This is a genomic window from Variovorax sp. CCNWLW235, from assembly GCF_037204085.1.
Classification (GTDB): Bacteria; Pseudomonadota; Gammaproteobacteria; order Burkholderiales; family Burkholderiaceae_C; genus Variovorax.
This window is the reverse complement of record NZ_JBBCBW010000010.1, coordinates 81,940-97,733: the sequence shown is the minus strand read 5'-3', so window position 1 is coordinate 97,733 and position 15,794 is coordinate 81,940. Positions and strand designations below refer to the sequence as shown.

Here is a 15,794-nt window from a genome sequence, read left to right as displayed (position 1 = left end):
CGGTGGCCCGGCAAAGCCGGTTCCACGGTGTTCCACGAAAAATCCTCCACCATGGCTGCCCTCGCACTGATCTTCAACGCCTTTGTATGGGGCGTTTCGTGGTTTCCGTTCCGTCACATCGAAAGCCATGGGCTGCACCCGGTGTGGACCACCTGCCTCATCTACGTGGCGATATCGCTCGCGATGGGCTTCTTTCGCCGGCATGCCTGGCGCGGCTTTGCGGCGTTTCCCATGCTGGTGGCGCTGGGCCTTGCGGCCGGCTTTACCAACCTGGGCTTCAACTGGGCCGTCACGCAGGGCGACGTGGTGCGGGTGGTGCTGCTTTTCTACCTGATGCCGCTGTGGAGCGTGCTGCTGGGCTGGGCCGTGCTGGGCGAGCGGCCCACGGCCGGCGCGCTTGCGCGCGTGGCGCTGGCCCTCATTGGCGTGGTGGTGGTGCTCAAGGCGCCGGGCGTCGACTGGCCCGTGCCTTCCAGCCTGCCGGACTGGCTGGGCGTGGCGGCCGGCTTCAGCTTTGCCGTGACCAACATCCTGCTGCGCCACCTGCACAGCGCCCCCGGTGAATCGCGCGCGCTGGCCATGTTCTGCGGCTGCGCGATGGTGTCCGGCATCGCCGCGGCCGCGGGCACCCTGCTCGGTGCCTTTGGTTCTCCCCTGTCGGCCCAGCCGGGCTGGATCGGCTGGGCCGCATTGCTGGGCGTGGGTTTCGTGGCGGCCAACTTCTGCCTGCAGTACGGCGCAGCCCGGCTCGCGGCCAGCGCCACCGCGGTGATCATGCTGTCGGAGGTGCTGTTCGCCAGCGTTTCGTCGGTGGCGCTGGGCGCCGCCGACATGAGCCCGCGCATCCTGGCCGGCGGCGCGCTGATCGTGCTGGCGGCCGTGTGGTCGGCGTTTGCGCGAACGCCGGCAGAGGGCGATGATCGCCTTTCGTCTTCCACCACCTGAGGTACGCGCATGACCGGCATCTACGACTTCGAAGCCAGGCAAATCGACGGCAAGAGCGTGAAGCTCTCCGACTTCCGGGGCAAGGTGCTGCTGATCGTGAACACGGCCAGCAAGTGCGGCTTCACGCCGCAGTTCGCAGGCCTCGAGGCGCTGCACGAAAAGTATGCGGCCCAAGGGCTGGTGGTGCTCGGTTTTCCGTCGAACCAGTTCGGCTCGCAAGACCCGGGCACCAACGAGGAAATCGGCGCCTTCTGCACCACGAACTACGGCGTGAGTTTTCCGATGATGGAGAAGATCGACGTCAACGGCAGCGGCGCCGCGCCGCTCTACCAGTGGCTCACCAAGGAGAAGCCGGGCCTCCTGGGCAGCACGGCCATCAAGTGGAACTTCACCAAGTTTTTGGTGGGGCGCGACGGCAAGGTGCAAAAGCGCTATGCGCCGCTCGACACGCCCGCTTCGCTCACGCCTGATATCGAGGCCGCGCTGGCGGCGGGCTGAACCCCCGCAAGAACCCCGGTCAGAACCGGAAGCTGGCCGTCTTGGGGCTGCCGCCCACGGTCACCGATTGGCTCTGTGCGCTGCCGCCCGCCGTGGCGGCATCCACCGTATAGCGGCCCGCGGGCAAATCGACCAGGCAGACCGGCCCGCTGGCGCGCAATGCCAGCGAAGGCGCGCCGCCGGAGCCCTTGATGTCGACCTGCACATCCGCCAGGTAGGCACCATCGGAGCGCGCAAAAAGCAGCGCCATCGGATGCTCCTTCATGGCCGCGCGCATGGCGTTCGATTCGTCCGAACCGATGCCGCCGCACACATAGCGCACCGCGCCCTCCCCCTTCCACTGCGGCATGGCCGACTGCGCCTGCGCGCCAACGGCACCCACTGCGCAGGCAAAGGCCAGCAATGCGCGCCGCAAGTTCGCCTGGCCGATGAAAGCTTGAACGGAAGACATGAGGCTTGCTCCTTGGAAGAATCGGTGCCGCCATGATGCGGCGCAAGCCGCTTGCGCGCGAGTCGGACCAGGGCGCTCTTCGGTGTGCGATCAGGCCGGCGCCAGCGCGGCGTCCAGCAGCTCCACCCAGTGGCGCACGGGCGTTTCCTGGCTGCCGCTTTGCAGGTGCGTGATGCAGCCGATGTTGGCCGAAGCAATGACGCTCGGCTGCAATTGCCGCAGATGGCCGAGCTTGCGGTCGCGCAGCGGGTACGCAAGCTCTGGCTGCAGCACCGAATACGTGCCCGCCGAGCCGCAGCACAGGTGCGATTCGTTCATGGCCACGCGCATGTCGAAGCCCAGCGCGCGCAGATGCGTCTCGACACCGCCGCGCAGCTTCTGCCCGTGCTGCAGCGTGCAGGGCGGGTGATAGGCCACCACGCCCTGCGGCGCGCGCACGCGCGCCTTCAGGGCCGGCACCAGGTCGGGCAGCAGTTCGCTCAGGTCGCGCGTCAGCTGGCTGATGCGTGCCGCCTTGACCGCGTAGGCCGGGTCGTGCTGCAGGATGTGGCCGTACTCGCGCACGGTGACGCCGCAGCCTGAAGCGTTCATCACAATGGCTTCGACCTCGTTGCGTTCAACCCCCGGCCACCAGGCGTCGATGTTGGCGCGCATCTGCGCCTTGCCGCCTTCCTGGTCGTTGAGGTGGAACTTCACGGCGCCGCAGCAGCCGGCCTCCTTCGCGACTACGGCCTGAATGCCCGCCGCATCGAGCACGCGCGCCGTCGCTGTGTTGATGTTGGGCATCATCGACGGCTGCACGCAGCCCGCGAGCATCAGCACCTTGCGCGCGTGCGTGGCGGTGGGCCACGCGCCGGCTTCCTGCCTGGCCGGAACCTTGGCCTTGAGCGCATCGGGCAAGAGCCCGCGCACCGCCTGGCCGAGCTTCATCGCGGGCGCGAAAAGCGGCGACGGCAGGCCTTCTTTCAACAGCCAGCGCGTGACCGACTCCATCGCCGGCCGAGGCACCTTCTCGTCGACGATCTTGCGGCCGATGTCGACCAGGTGGCCGTACTGCACGCCGCTCGGGCAGGTGCTTTCGCAGTTGCGGCAGGTCAGGCAACGGTCCAGGTGCAGCTGCGTGCTGCGCGTGGGTTCCTTGCCTTCGAGCACCTGCTTGATCAGGTAGATGCGGCCGCGCGGACCATCGAGCTCGTCGCCCAGCAGCTGGTAGGTAGGGCAGGTGGCAGTGCAGAAGCCGCAGTGCACGCATTTGCGCAGAATGGCTTCGGCCTCGCGGCCTTCGTCGGTGTCGCGGAATTCGGGGGCGAGTTCGGTTTGCATCGCGGAAAGGGTGTCGGTTGTTTTTCTATTCGGCTGCGAGGAGCCGGCCGCGGTTGAAGATTCGCTGCGGATCGAACTCGTGCATCAGCGCGCGATGGATGCGGGCGACCGGGGCGCTCATGGCGTCGAAGCGGGGAACCGCTGCATCCGTCGTGTGGGAAGCGGGCATCCTGAACAGCGTGGCGTGCCCTCCCACCGCATGCGCAATGCCGCGGATTTGTGCGACTTGTTCGGGCGCCGCCTTGTACCAGCGCTGCGCGCCGTGCCACTCGACGAGCGGTGCGCTGCCATCCATGGCGAGCACCGGCGCGGTCTGCGGCACCGACAGGCGCCAGAGCGCCATGGAATCCACATCGCCGGCAAGCCAGGGATGCTGCTGGTCGCGCAGCAACTGCCAATGGAGCGCGGCACTTGCGTTGTCTTGGCGCTCGCCGCCCAGGTGCGTGCAAGCGGCTTCCACCGCCGCAACCGCACCACGCAGGCGCAGGTACAAGGTGCCCGCGCCGGCTTGCTCGACCCAGCAGCTCGCGTTCAGCGGCAGCGGCCGGCCGCCCCACTCGTTGAGCAGGCGCAGCGCATCCGCCTGGCTGCAGGCGAACGCCAGTGTGGCTTCGGCGGGCGCGACGGGCAGCACCTTGAGGCTGACCTCCGCGATCACGCCCAGCGTGCCGAGCGACCCCGCCAGCACGCGCGAAACGTCATAACCGGCCACGTTCTTCATGACCTGCCCGCCGAAACTCAGCACCTCGGCGCGGCCGTTGACCAGCGTCGCGCCGAGCACGTAGTCGCGCACCGCGCCTACGCTCGCGCGCGCAGGGCCGCTGAGCCCGGCGGCGACCATGCCGCCCACCGTGCCGCCGCCTGCGAAGTGCGGCGGCTCGAAAGGAAGGCACTGCCCTTTTTCGGCCAATGCAGCCTCGAGTTCGGCGAGCGGCGTGCCGGCGCGCACGGTAACCACCAGCTCGCTGGGCTCGTAGCTCGTGATGCCCGCAAGGCCGCTGGTGCCAAGGATTTCTCCTTGCAGCACCTCGCCGTGAAAGTCTTTGGTGCCGCCGCCGCGAATGCGCAGCGGCGTGGCATCAGAGGCCGCAGCGCGGATGCGCTCGACGATCTGGCTGAGGGCTTGATCCATGGTCTCTTTTGTTTTTTCAGAAGCGCGGCAGATCGGGGTGCGGCAGTTGCCCGCCGCGCACCACCTGCTTGCCGTATTCGGCACAGCGCTGCAGCGTGGGAATCACCTTGCCGGGGTTCAGCAGGCCGGCCGGATCGAACGCTCGCTTGACGCCGAACATTTGTTCGTTTTCGGCCGCGGTGAACTGCACGCACATGCTGTTGAGCTTTTCCACGCCCACGCCGTGCTCGCCCGACACGGTGCCGCCCATGGCCACGCTGGTCTCGAGAATGTCGGCGCCGAAAAGCTCGCAGCGGTGCAGCTCGTCGGGGTCGTTGGCATCGAACAGCACCAGCGGATGCAGGTTGCCGTCGCCCGCGTGGAACACGTTGCAGCAGCGCAGGTTGTATTTTTTCTCCATCTGCTGAATGGCGAGCAGGATGTCCGCGAGCCGCTTGCGCGGAATGGTCGAATCGAGGCACATGTAGTCGGGGCTGATGCGGCCCGACGCCGGAAAGGCGTTCTTGCGCCCGCTCCAGAACTTCATGCGCTCTTCTTCGCTGTTGCTCACCGCAATGGCGGTGGCGCCGCACCCGCGCAGCACCGCGGTCATGCGGCCGATTTCTTCTTCCACTTCTTCGGGCGTGCCGTCGGATTCGCACAGCAGGATGGCCGCCGCATCCAGGTCGTAGCCCGCGCGCACAAAGTCTTCGACCGCGGCGGTCATGGGCTTGTCCATCATCTCGAGCCCCGCGGGAATGATGCCGGCGGCAATCACCGCCGCCACCGCATCGCCGGCTTTGCGAACGTCGTCGAAGCTGGCCATGATGCAGCGCGCGAGCTGCGGCTTGGGCACGAGCTTGACGGTGACCTCGGTGGTCACGGCCAGCATGCCTTCGCTACCGATGACCAGCGCGAGCAGGTCGAGCCCCGGTGCATCGAGCGCCTCGCCGCCGAACTCGACGGCCTCGCCCTCGGCCGTGAAGCCGCGCACGCGCAGCACGTTGTGCAGCGTGAGGCCGTATTTCAGGCAGTGCACGCCGCCCGAATTCTCGGCCACGTTGCCGCCAATGGTGCAGGCGATCTGGCTCGACGGATCGGGCGCGTAGTAAAGGTTGAAAGGCGCGGCCGCCTCGCTGATGGCGAGGTTGCGCACGCCGCACTGCACCACGGCCGTGCGGCTCACCGGGTCGATCTTCACAATGCGGTTGAACTTGGCGAGCGAAAGCGTGACGCCCAGCGCATGCGGCATGGCGCCGCCCGAGAGCCCGGTGCCGGCGCCGCGCGCCACCACGGGCACACCGAGCTGGTGGCAGGTCTTGAGCACGGCGGCCACCTGGGCTTCGGTTTCTGGCAGCGCCACCACCAGCGGGCGCTGGCGGTAGGCGGTGAGGCCGTCGCACTCGTAGGGCGTGGTGTCCTCGGCGTGCCAGATGAGCGCATGCGCCGGCAGGTGGGCCTGCAGGGCGCGCACGACCTGCGACTGGCGTTCGGATTTCTGCAGCGAATCGTGCTGGGCAGGGGTAAGCGGCGCGTTCATGCGGCAAGCCTCTTTTTGTCGGGCGGATGTGTCTCGTGGTGTAGCGCACTCTACGCAAATGCGGCGGCGCCGGGTTGAAGCTTTTTTGCGTGGCGCTTGAGAGAACTTTGCCGCGCAGCGCCTTCTTCTTTTTTTTTCTTCAGCGCAGGCTCTGCGCCAGCCAGTCCACAAATGCGGCGCATTCCCAGCGCTCGAGCGTGCCGGGCTGCCAGCAGATGGTGTGGCGGTGCGGCGACGGCACGGGCCGGTCGGAAAGCGGCACCAGCCGACCCGACTCGAGCCATGCGGCACCCATCTTCAGCCGCACGAGCGCAACGCCAAAGCCGCTGGCGGCCGCGTCGTAGACCAGGCCCAGGTCATTGAATTGCGAGCCGACATGCGGTTCGGGCTGGTCGATGCCGCAGCTTGCAAACCAGGTGCTCCAAGGCTCGAGCGGGCTGCGAATGAGGCGGGCGCTGGCAATTTCGGCGGCGGTGCGAAAGCCGTCGAAGGGCCCGAACTCGTTGAGGAAGCTCGGGCTGCAGGCGGGCACCACCTCTTCTTCGAGCAGCAGGCGGTGTTCGCAATCGGCGTACGCACCGGTGCCGTAGCGCACTTCAAGATCGGCCTGCTCGGCGGTCACGTCGAGCAGCGGAATGGACACCTGCAGAACGAGTTCGATGTCCGGATAGATGTTGCGGAACAGTTCGAGCCGCGGCATGAGGAACTGGCGGCTGAAGGTGGGCGTGACGGCAATGCGAAGGCGTGTGGCGCGTTGCTGCGCCGCGTTGCCGGTGGGCATGGCTTGAAGCGCCGCAAGGCCGGTGCGCACGTTGGCAAGGTAGGCAGCGCCGTCAGCGGTGAGGCTGAAGTCGCTGCGGCCGAAGAGCTTGAAGCCGACGTGCGATTCGAGTTGCCGGATGCGGTGGCTCACGGCGCTGGGCGTTACGCACAGTTCGTCTGCAGCTCGTCCGGCATTTCGCAGTCTGGCCACGGCTTCGAACGTCAGGAGGCACTGGATGGGCGGGATGTGCTGGAGGGCCACTTTTGTCTAACCTCCTGGGAGGTTTTGTTGGCGCCGCTGTTCGGGGCGCGTGCACAGGCCACCGGGTACTCCCCTCCGCGAATGTCCCCCGCCTTCGCCTCCTCCTTTATTTCGCTGCGCGGAGCACCCGATGCCCTGTGCACCTGGGCACGCTGCTGGTGCAACGCTGATCAACGGCTGATCTGAATCACGCGCCCGTCGATGGGGTGCCTTGCGCAGCGAAATAAAGGAGGAGGCCGCAGGCCGGGGGACATTCGCGGAGAAAGGTACCCCGTCGGCGGGTGCGCACCCTGAATGCCCCATCTCAGTCCTCGAAGAAGCTGACAGGCAGCCCAGGCACATCGACGCGCATGGAAATCACCGTCCCCGATGCCGGCAACCGCTCGATCTCTGCTGCGGGCCGTCCCTTGCGGCCGCTGGTGACGAACAGCGTCTTTAGGTCGTCGCCACCAAAACACGGCATGGTCGGGCACTGGACTGGAACAGGGACGGACGCCACGATTTCACCGGACGGCGCGAAGCGCAGCAGCTGAGCACCTTCGAACATCGCGACCCAATAGTGGCCCTCCGCATCGACGGTGGCGCCATCCGGGCGGCCTTCGTAGCGCACCGGTGAGTCGGGCGTCCAGCCCTGCGGCTTGGCCTCGAACTGATGGAACACACGCGCGCGTGAAAGCGAATTGGCCTCGGTGTCCCAGTCCCAGGCGCACACCACATGCGCGGCAGTGTCGGCCCAGTAGAGCGTGCGGGCATCGGGCGAGAAAGCGAGCCCGTTGCCGGTGGTGGACTCGTTGGCCATTTGCGTCAACGTGGGCGACACACCGGTGTCGGTGCGGGCATCGAAGCAATAGAGCGCGGCATTGGCCCTGTCCTTGGCCTCGTTGAGCGAGCCGGCCCAGAAGCGGCCCAGCGCATCGCATTTGCCGTCGTTGAAGCGCATGGTGCGCGCATCGTGCTCCACACGCGCCACCGCAACCAGTTCACCGCCCCATTCGCGCGCCCGGTAAATGCCGTCGCGCAGCGCAAGCACCAACCCGCCGCTTCGCGCCGGAGCCATGCAGCCAGGCTCGGTAGCCAGGGCCCAGCGCTCCACCGTTGCGCCCGGCGTACCGATTTCGCCGCGCGTGCGCAGCACCGCGCGCCCCGGAATGTCGAGCCAGTAAAGCGAGCGTTCGTGCGGGTGCCAGAACGGCGATTCGCCGAGCTCGCAAAGGCTGTCTTCGAGGGTGGTCCACATGATTCCGGCATTGTGCATCCGCTCCCCCGCAGGCCAAAAAAAAGCCCGCTGACGCCGAAGCGCTCGCGGGCTGAACATCCAAAGGAGACCTTGCTGAAAAATTTATCCGTGTAGTTCTTATAAGCAGTCTTCGCGTCGCATGCCCCCTTCGTGGAACACCGAGGAACCGGCTTTGCCGGGCCTCTGGTGTTGCCCCCAGCAGGGGGGTTGGCGAAGCGACACGAAGTGCGCGAAGACTGGGGGGTTACCTGTTGTATGCGGTCTCGCCGTGCGAGGAGATGTCGAGGCCTTCGCGCTCTTCTTCTTCCGACACACGCAGGCCGATGGTGAGGTCGGCGATCTTGAAGGCGATGAACGCCACCACGCCAGACCAGACGATGGTCAGCAGCACGCCCTTGAGCTGGATCCAGACCTGGGCACCGATTCCGTTGGACACGATGCTGGCCGTGACCCAGTCGCCCACGAGGCCGGGGCCGCCGAGAGCCTGGGTGTTGAACACGCCGGTGAGCAGCGCGCCGACGATACCGCCGACACCGTGCACGCCGAACACGTCGAGCGAGTCGTCCGCGCCGAGCAGCTTCTTGAGGCCGTTGACACCCCAGAGGCAGGCGAAGCCGGCGATGAAGCCGATGATGATGGCGCCCATCAGGCCGACATTGCCGGCGGCCGGGGTGATGGCCACGAGGCCTGCCACGGCGCCCGAAGCGGCGCCCAGCATCGAGGCCTTGCCGCGCATCAGCGCTTCACCGATGCACCATGCGAGCACGGCGGCTGCCGTGGCGGTGAAGGTGTTCATGAAGGCGAGCACGGCGCTGGTGCCGGCTTCGAGGGCCGAACCTGCGTTGAAGCCGAACCAGCCGACCCACAGCAGCGAGGCGCCGACCATGGTGAGCGTGAGCGAGTGCGGCGTGAAGGCTTCCTTGCCGTAGCCGACGCGCTTGCCGATGACATAAGCGCCAACCAGGCCTGCAACGGCTGCGTTGATGTGCACCACGGTGCCGCCCGCAAAGTCGAGCGCACCCCATTGCCAGATCAGGCCGGCCTTGGCGTTGTTGGCATCCACCACGCTGGCGGCGGTGTAGGCGTCAGGGCCAAGCCAGAACCAGACCATGTGGGCGAGCGGCGCATAGCTGAAGGTGAACCAGATCACCATGAACAGCAGCACGGCCGAGAACTTGGCGCGCTCTGCAAAGGCACCCACGATCAGGCAGCAGGTGATGCCGGCGAACGTGGCCTGGAAGGCGGCGAACAGCAGCTCGGGGATATACACACCCTTGCTGAAGGTGGCGCCCGGTGCGAACACGCCGGTGGCCGGATCGAACACGCCCTTCATGAAGAGCCGGTCGAAGCCGCCGATGAAGGCATTTCCCTCGGTGAACGCAAGGCTGTAGCCATAGATGAGCCACAGCACGACGATCAGCGAGAAGGTGACCATCACCTGCATCAGCACCGACAGCATGTTCTTGCTGCGCACCAGGCCGCCGTAGAACAGGGCCAGGCCGGGAATGGTCATCATGATGACGAGCAGCGTGGACAGCATCATCCAGCTGGTGTCACCCTTGTTGAACGAAGGAGCGGGAGCCGCGCCCGCTGCTGCTTCGGCAGCAGCAGCGGGCGCCGCGGCGGCAGGTGCCGCGGCCGCGGGGGCTGCAGCGGGAGCCGGGGCGGTTGCAGCCGGTGCCGTGGCAGCCGGCGCTTCAGCCGCCGGCGCCTGTGCGAAGGAGGCGGTGCCGGCAGCGAGCAGGCTCAAGCCGAGCGCAAGAGAAACAAGCAGTTTTTTCATGGTTGTTTTTTTCCGGGCTGATCAGAGGGCTTCGCGGCCGGTTTCACCGGTGCGGATGCGAACGACCTGCTCGAGGTTGTAGACAAAAATCTTGCCGTCACCGATCTTGCCGGTGCGGGCAGCGCCTTCGACGGCTTCGATCACGCGGTCGACGAGGTCGTCGGACACCGCCGCTTCGATCTTGACCTTGGGCAGGAAGTCGACCACGTACTCGGCGCCGCGGTACAGCTCGGTGTGGCCCTTCTGGCGACCGAATCCCTTGACCTCCGTGACCGTGATGCCTTGCACGCCGATGGCCGACAGTGCTTCGCGCACTTCGTCGAGCTTGAACGGTTTGATGATGGCTGTGACCAGCTTCATGATGACTTTCTCCTTCTTGGATGGATGAATGGTGCGGCAGCTTGGGCCGCACCTTGTTCTTGTGCCTGCTTACAGGGTCTTGCTGAGCGTAACGATGAAGCGCGCCTTGTTGGGCGAGTAGTACTGCTCGCCAATCGGGCCGAAGCCCAGGTCCACGCCCGGGTTGCTCAGCGCGAGGTAAGAGCTCTTCTTGTTGGCGCCCTGCACCGAGCCGGCCAGTGCCAGGCCGTTGCCGAAGTCATACGACACGCCCACGTTGTAGTCCACGTAGCTCCTGTAGCCCAGGCTGCGGATGTCGCTGGACATGTGCGTGTAGCCCACGGCCGCCTTCAGCGTGAGCTTGGGCACGATTTCCTTGCTGTAGGCCAGGTTCAGGTAGCCGGTGTTGCGGCCCTTCAGGCCCGAGCCCGACTTGTAGCCGGCGTAGCCGAAGTAGTCCTTGGAAACCGTGTGCGAGTACTTCAGGGTGAACGAGCCGATGGCTTCGTCGGCCCAGGTGCCCGCGCCGTACAGCTCGGTGGTGTTGCCGATGGAGTTGCCCGGGTAGATGTAGGTCAGTGCGCCCACGTCCAGGTCGAACGGGCCGGCCTTGAACTTGTAGCCGCCGTAGAGGTCGCTCTCGATGCTGTTGCCCTGGAGCCAGTTGACGCTGGAGTTCCAGTTGCCCACATAGAAGCCGCTTTCGCCGAAGGCGTAGTCGAAGCCGCCCTGGATGGCGGGCTTGAAGCCCTTGGTCTTGGCGTAGTCGTTGTTCCCGATCATGTCCTGGTCCTGGCCGCGGAACTTGTAGTTGCTGGTCAGGGCCACATTCCCCGAGAGCTGGGCGCTCGCCAGCATCGGCAGGGCTGCAAGACCGGCCACGGCCACTGCCTGGGCGAATTTACGGTGCATCATCGAGACTCCTCGGAGTTGGTTGGATAGTTGGGGGACACCGTCTCATAGCAGGGAGCGTGCCAAAGTGCTCGTTCTTCCAGTCGCGCGGCGGCCGCCCCGTCATCCGCAATCCGCTTGAAAAGTTACAAGAGTGTTCAGGTGCGACGCCCCTCCGGGCGCCGCGGTGCACAAGCTCGACCACAAACGGGCGCACCATAATGGGGAGAGTAATAAGAATGAGCTTGTCTTTGGTGCAAAGTCGCGCTTTGCTTGGTCTGGAAGCGGCCAGTGTCACGGTCGAGGTGCATCTGGCGAACGGCCTGCCCAGTTTTACGCTGGTCGGACTGGCCGAAACAGAGGTCAAGGAAGCGCGCGAACGCGTGCGCTCGGCCATCCAGAACGCCGGCCTCGAGTTTCCAAATAACAAACGGATCACAGTCAACCTGGCGCCGGCAGACCTGCCCAAGGACTCCGGCCGGTTCGATCTGCCGATTGCGCTCGGCATCCTGGCCGCCAGCGGGCAAATACAGTCAGCAGGCCTGGCGGGGCATGAGTTTGCCGGCGAGCTTTCCCTTTCAGGAGAGCTCCGGCCCGTGCGCGGCGCGCTGGCCATGGCGCTTGCGCTGCACACCCGCGGCATCGCCACACGCCTGGTGTTGCCCACCGAAAGCGCCAAAGAAGCGGCCTTGGTGCCCGGGGGCGAGGTGTACGGCGCCAGGCACCTGCTGGATGTGGTGCAGCGCTTCATGCCGGCAGACGCCGCCGCACAGCAGGCCGAGCCAGCCGGGCCGCCCAGCGCGGACGGCTGGGCCCGCATCCACGCCGCTGCGGCCGGGGCCGCGCCCCTGTATGCCGACCTGTCCGACGTAAAAGGACATGCGAGCGCCAAGCGCGCGCTCGAAATCGCCGCCGCGGGCGGGCACAGCCTGCTGATGGTCGGCGAGCCGGGCTCGGGCAAGTCGATGCTGGCGCAGCGCTTTGCCGGGCTGCTGCCGCCGATGAGCATCGACGAGGCGCTGGAGACCGCCGCCGTGGCAAGCCTGGGCGGCAGCTTCTCGACCGAGCGCTGGATGAGCCGGCCGACCTCTTCGCCGCACCACACGTCCAGCGCGGTGGCGCTGGTGGGCGGCGGCTCCCCTCCGCGGCCGGGCGAAATCTCGCAGGCGCACCACGGCGTTCTCTTTCTCGATGAATTTCCGGAGTTCGCACGGTCCGCCCTCGAGGCGCTGCGCGAGCCGCTCGAAACCGGCACCATCACTATTGCGCGGGCCGCCCGGCGCGCCGAGTTTCCCGCGCGCTTTCAGCTCATCGCGGCCATGAACCCCTGCCCCTGCGGTTACCAGGGCTCGGCGCTGAAGGCCTGCCGCTGCACGCCGGACCAAGTGTCCCGCTATCAAAGCAAGCTCAGCGGCCCGCTGCTCGACCGCATCGACCTGCACATCGAAGTGCCCGCGGTGTCGGCGCACCAACTGCTCGGTGCGCCGGCCGGCGAGTCGACCGGCAGCATCCGCACCCGCGTGGTCGCCGCGCGCGAGTTCGCGCTGCAGCGCCAGGGCACCCCCAACCAGGCGCTGCAGGCCGGCGCCATCGACCGGCACGCGGCGCTGGACGATGCCGCGCGCAAGTTCATGGTCAACGCCGCCGCCAAGCTCGGCTGGTCGGCGCGCAGCACGCACCGCGCGCTCAAGGTGGCGCGCACGGTGGCCGACCTGGCCGGCGCCGAATCGGTGCAGGCCGTGCACGTGGCGGAGGCAGTGCAGTACCGGCGGGGGTTGCGAAACTGATGCCGGCGCCGCGGCCTCGGCGCTCTTACTTGAACTCGTGGCTCACCACGGGCGCCGAGCGGCTGTCCTGCACCGTCACGCGCTGCCGGTACACATCGAGGTCGCCGTTGCGCACTTCGATGTTGTAGATGCCCGGCCGCAGCGACAGTGACTTGAGCGGCGGACTCACGCCGCGGTCGGCGCCGTCGACGAACACCTGGCCCCAGGGACGGATGTTGAGCACCACGCGGCCATTGCCGGGCGGAGCGGCCGGCTGCGTGGGCGGCGTGGCGCCGCCGGCCACCACGGTGGGCACGGCATTGGTCGGTGTGGTGCCGGGGGCTGCGGGCACGGTGGGCGATAGCCGGTTCAGCTCGGCAATGGCGTTGCGCGCCTCGCGTGCATGCAGGCCGCGGCGGTACCGGCGCAGGTAGGCCTCGTAGCCTTCGCGCGTGTTCTCAGCCTGGGCCAGGTTCCAGTCTTCGACTTCGGAGGTGGCGAGAGCGGGCTCCGGCGGCGTGGTCGGTGTAGCCGGTGTGGTGGCCGTGGGCGGCACGGCCGCCGTGGGAGGCGCCGCAGGCGCGGGCGCAATCACGGGCACGTTGTCCAGCGGCGTCAGCGAACCGGCCGGCGCACTGGCCGCAGGCGCGGGCGGCGTGGTGCCGGCGGGCGCTGCCGCCACGTTGCCACCCGGTGCGCTTTCGCCCGGCGGCACGGCCGGAGGGGGTGCATCGGCAGACATCGGACCCGAAGGCGGAGGCACCGGGACCATGGCGGTGGATGTTTCCTGCCGGCCGGAGCTCAGGTGCAGGCCGATCCAGCCGCCCACGGCCACCAGCGCGATCACCAGCACGCCGACCAGCTTCCATGGCGGCTGCGACGATTTCCTGGCGGGCGAAGACGGCGGCTTGGCGGCGGTCGGTGCCGCGCGCGCGGCGGCGGGGGCGGCGGCCCTGGGTGGAGGCACGGGAGCCCGCTCCGGGCTGGCCTCGGGCTGAGGTGGCCTGGGCTTGACCGGTTCGGGCGAGGCGGCTTCGGCGGCTTCGGCGCCTGCGGTGCCCGCCAATGCAGCGGTCTCCTTCACAACGGCGGGTGCCGGCGCGGGCGCAGCTCTCTGCGGCTGCGGCACCACCGCAGGCGCGGCCTTGGCAGGTGGAGGAACAATGACGGTCGGCGCCGCCAGCCCGCTCACATAGGTATCGCCGAGCTTGGCCAGGCCCAGCTCGGCCGCGAATGCCGCCACGGTTTGCGTGCGGTCCTTGCTGTGCACGGCCAGCGTGTGGTCGACGGCGGCGCAGAACGCCGGGCTCAGGTCGCTACGGCCGAGCGAAGACAGCGGCACATACGCGTCCTGCACGCTGCGCACCACGGCCGAGGGCGGCGGATGCCCGGTGACCGCGCGGTACAGCACGGCGCCCAGCGCATACAGATCGGTCCATGCGCCCTGCAGCAGCGTGTTGTCGTCGGCGTACTGCTCGATGGGCGAGTAGCCCGACTTCACCATCACCGCCACTTCGTCGACCAGGTCGGCAATCGACTTGCGCGCCGCGCCGAAGTCGAGCAGCACCGGCAGGTCGTCCTGCTGGATGAAGATGTTGTCGGGCGCGATGTCGCGGTGAAAGCACTGGCTGCGATGCAGCGTTTCGAGCGCGCCGAGCAGCGGCCCCAGCATGCCGAGCAGCCAGGCCTCGGTGATCTTCGACGGCTCTTCCTCGGCCAGCCGGCGCAGCGTGCGGCCGCGGTAAAGCTGGATGGCCATGTAGGCGGTGCTGTTCTCCTCCCAGAAGCGATGCACCCGCACCAGCGCCGGATGGCTGAACTGCGCGAGCGTGCGCGCCTCGTTGATGAAGCTGCGCAGGCCTGCCTGGAAGGTGGCGGTGAGCCGGTCGGAACGCACATGCACGCTGTCGTCGCCCACGCGGCGCGCGAGCATCGACGGCATGTATTCCTTGATGGCCACTTCGCGCTGCAGCGAGTGGTCGTAGGCGCGGTAGACGATGCCGAAGCCGCCTTCGCCGATCACTTCGAGCAGCTCGAACTCGTCCAGCCTGTGGCCCGTGCCCAGCGGATGCGGCCGCTCTTGCGGATCGGCCGGCGCGCTGCTGCTGGCGTTGCTGCTGGCGTTCGTCGTCATGCATCTCCTCCCGCGGCGGGGGTCTCTTTAGTCATGCCCATGGCACATGCCCCTGTGAAAACAACTTCGAAAACAATGGCGTGTTCAGGCCGCCGCCATGCGCGGCGGTGCGCAGCGGCGAGCCGTCCGCCTGATTGGTCCACCAGTAGCTGGTGCTTCCGAAGGCATCGAAGCACAGCGGAAGTTCGGGCCAGCCCAGGCGTTGCTGCGCCGTCGCGCCACCACCGGCTGCGGCCCCGAGGATCGACAGGATGTCGTCCGAGCCGCCGCTCGCGGTCTGGAACCCGCCATGTGCGGCGGCCAGCACCTGCTGGTCGAACTGGTCGGGCGCCACGCTGTGGCGAATGGCCTGCAGCAAGGCGGTGCCGCATTGCCAGTACCAGGCGGCCGAGCCTTCGAGCATGGAAGGCCGGTAGCTCGACGCCGCCACCTGCACCGTGACGCACACAGGGTAATAGCGCCCCACGCGGTCGCAGCTTGGCGCAATGCAGCCGAACTGCACCGCGTCCACGCCCTGGGTGGCCGGAATCGCAAAGTTCCACACTGGCGCGACAACGTAGTGCCGCGTCATGGCGTCGGGCCAGCGCTTGAATGAACCCAGGCCGTTCTGCATCCAGCGGTCCCACCAGGCCTGCAGCTCGCGCGGCATGCGGCGGTAGAGAAAGTCGCCGGCGGCGGGCAGCTTGCCGTACCAGCCGATCTGCTCGTCGGCCGGCACCCACGCGTGCGGCGAAGGAAAGCCGCTGTTCATG

Annotated in this window: 14 protein-coding genes; 3 read left to right on the top strand and 11 right to left on the bottom strand. The window is 67.5% G+C overall.

The features are described 5' to 3' along the window. The first annotated feature begins 51 nt into the window (after nt 1–51). Nucleotides 52–945, top strand: a complete 894-nt coding sequence (locus V9L21_RS13785; protein ID WP_337312700.1) for a DMT family transporter — start codon at nt 52–54, stop codon at nt 943–945. A 9-nt stretch (nt 946–954) separates the two neighbouring features. Continuing rightward, nucleotides 955–1,443: a glutathione peroxidase gene (locus V9L21_RS13780; RefSeq protein ID WP_337312698.1), complete on the top strand. Its 489-nt coding sequence runs from the start codon at nt 955–957 to the stop codon at nt 1,441–1,443. Nucleotides 1,444–1,462: 19 nt separating this feature from the next. On the opposite strand, the gene V9L21_RS13775 is transcribed toward V9L21_RS13780, so the two are convergent. The 9 genes from V9L21_RS13775 to V9L21_RS13735 all read right to left on the bottom strand — a co-directional run bounded on the left by V9L21_RS13775 (nt 1,463) and on the right by V9L21_RS13735 (nt 11,166). Then, nucleotides 1,463–1,894: a carboxypeptidase regulatory-like domain-containing protein gene (locus V9L21_RS13775; protein ID WP_337312695.1), complete on the bottom strand. Its 432-nt coding sequence runs from the start codon at nt 1,892–1,894 to the stop codon at nt 1,463–1,465. A 90-nt stretch (nt 1,895–1,984) separates the two neighbouring features. Then, nucleotides 1,985–3,217: a glycolate oxidase subunit GlcF gene (glcF, locus tag V9L21_RS13770; RefSeq protein WP_337312693.1), complete on the bottom strand. Its 1,233-nt coding sequence runs from the start codon at nt 3,215–3,217 to the stop codon at nt 1,985–1,987. A 25-nt stretch (nt 3,218–3,242) separates the two neighbouring features. Beyond that, a complete protein-coding gene (gene glcE / locus V9L21_RS13765) occupies nt 3,243–4,349 on the bottom strand; it encodes a glycolate oxidase subunit GlcE (protein ID WP_337312691.1) in 1,107 nt (368 codons plus the stop codon). Between the two features lie 16 nt (nt 4,350–4,365). Beyond that, nucleotides 4,366–5,868, bottom strand: coding sequence for an FAD-linked oxidase C-terminal domain-containing protein (locus V9L21_RS13760; RefSeq protein ID WP_337312689.1), 1,503 nt, complete (start codon nt 5,866–5,868; stop codon nt 4,366–4,368). A 139-nt stretch (nt 5,869–6,007) separates the two neighbouring features. Continuing rightward, nucleotides 6,008–6,892, bottom strand: coding sequence for a LysR substrate-binding domain-containing protein (locus V9L21_RS13755; protein WP_337312687.1), 885 nt, complete (start codon nt 6,890–6,892; stop codon nt 6,008–6,010). A 304-nt stretch (nt 6,893–7,196) separates the two neighbouring features. Then, entirely contained in the window at nt 7,197–8,129 is a 933-nt protein-coding gene (locus tag V9L21_RS13750; RefSeq protein ID WP_337312685.1) for an SMP-30/gluconolactonase/LRE family protein, read from the bottom strand. A 244-nt stretch (nt 8,130–8,373) separates the two neighbouring features. Further along, nucleotides 8,374–9,912 (bottom strand): ammonium transporter, encoded by a 1,539-nt coding sequence (locus V9L21_RS13745; RefSeq protein WP_337312683.1) that lies wholly within the window; start codon nt 9,910–9,912, stop codon nt 8,374–8,376. A 21-nt stretch (nt 9,913–9,933) separates the two neighbouring features. Beyond that, entirely contained in the window at nt 9,934–10,272 is a 339-nt protein-coding gene (gene glnK / locus V9L21_RS13740; RefSeq protein ID WP_007833403.1) for a P-II family nitrogen regulator, read from the bottom strand. 69 nt (nt 10,273–10,341) lie between these two features. Beyond that, nucleotides 10,342–11,166, bottom strand: a complete 825-nt coding sequence (locus V9L21_RS13735; protein WP_337312680.1) for a TorF family putative porin — start codon at nt 11,164–11,166, stop codon at nt 10,342–10,344. A gap of 215 nt (nt 11,167–11,381) precedes the next feature. Here V9L21_RS13735 and V9L21_RS13730 point away from each other — a divergent pair, with 215 nt between their 5' ends. Beyond that, entirely contained in the window at nt 11,382–12,929 is a 1,548-nt protein-coding gene (locus tag V9L21_RS13730; protein ID WP_337312678.1) for a YifB family Mg chelatase-like AAA ATPase, read from the top strand. A gap of 25 nt (nt 12,930–12,954) precedes the next feature. Here V9L21_RS13730 and V9L21_RS13725 read toward each other — a convergent pair whose 3' ends face one another. Beyond that, nucleotides 12,955–15,042, bottom strand: a complete 2,088-nt coding sequence (locus V9L21_RS13725) for a serine/threonine-protein kinase (RefSeq protein WP_337312676.1) — start codon at nt 15,040–15,042, stop codon at nt 12,955–12,957. A 31-nt stretch (nt 15,043–15,073) separates the two neighbouring features. Further along, a complete protein-coding gene (gene tagF / locus V9L21_RS13720; RefSeq protein WP_337312674.1) occupies nt 15,074–15,793 on the bottom strand; it encodes a type VI secretion system-associated protein TagF in 720 nt (239 codons plus the stop codon). Nucleotide 15,794: the final 1 nt, after the last annotated feature.

What these genes read in the sequence shown, in the direction of transcription:
- V9L21_RS13745 (WP_337312683.1), bottom strand. Translation starts at nt 9,912, where the DNA reads ATGAAAAAACTGCTTGTTTCTCTTGCGCTCGGCTTGAGCCTGCTCGCT.
- V9L21_RS13760 (WP_337312689.1), bottom strand. Translation starts at nt 5,868, where the DNA reads ATGAACGCGCCGCTTACCCCTGCCCAGCACGATTCGCTGCAGAAATCC.
- V9L21_RS13785 (WP_337312700.1), top strand. Translation starts at nt 52, where the DNA reads ATGGCTGCCCTCGCACTGATCTTCAACGCCTTTGTATGGGGCGTTTCG.
- glcF (WP_337312693.1), bottom strand. Translation starts at nt 3,217, where the DNA reads ATGCAAACCGAACTCGCCCCCGAATTCCGCGACACCGACGAAGGCCGC.
- tagF (WP_337312674.1), bottom strand. Translation starts at nt 15,793, where the DNA reads ATGAACAGCGGCTTTCCTTCGCCGCACGCGTGGGTGCCGGCCGACGAG.
- V9L21_RS13735 (WP_337312680.1), bottom strand. Translation starts at nt 11,166, where the DNA reads ATGATGCACCGTAAATTCGCCCAGGCAGTGGCCGTGGCCGGTCTTGCA.
- V9L21_RS13725 (WP_337312676.1), bottom strand. Translation starts at nt 15,042, where the DNA reads ATGACGACGAACGCCAGCAGCAACGCCAGCAGCAGCGCGCCGGCCGAT.
- V9L21_RS13775 (WP_337312695.1), bottom strand. Translation starts at nt 1,894, where the DNA reads ATGTCTTCCGTTCAAGCTTTCATCGGCCAGGCGAACTTGCGGCGCGCA.
- glnK (WP_007833403.1), bottom strand. Translation starts at nt 10,272, where the DNA reads ATGAAGCTGGTCACAGCCATCATCAAACCGTTCAAGCTCGACGAAGTG.
- glcE (WP_337312691.1), bottom strand. Translation starts at nt 4,349, where the DNA reads ATGGATCAAGCCCTCAGCCAGATCGTCGAGCGCATCCGCGCTGCGGCC.
- V9L21_RS13780 (WP_337312698.1), top strand. Translation starts at nt 955, where the DNA reads ATGACCGGCATCTACGACTTCGAAGCCAGGCAAATCGACGGCAAGAGC.
- V9L21_RS13750 (WP_337312685.1), bottom strand. Translation starts at nt 8,129, where the DNA reads ATGTGGACCACCCTCGAAGACAGCCTTTGCGAGCTCGGCGAATCGCCG.
- V9L21_RS13730 (WP_337312678.1), top strand. Translation starts at nt 11,382, where the DNA reads ATGAGCTTGTCTTTGGTGCAAAGTCGCGCTTTGCTTGGTCTGGAAGCG.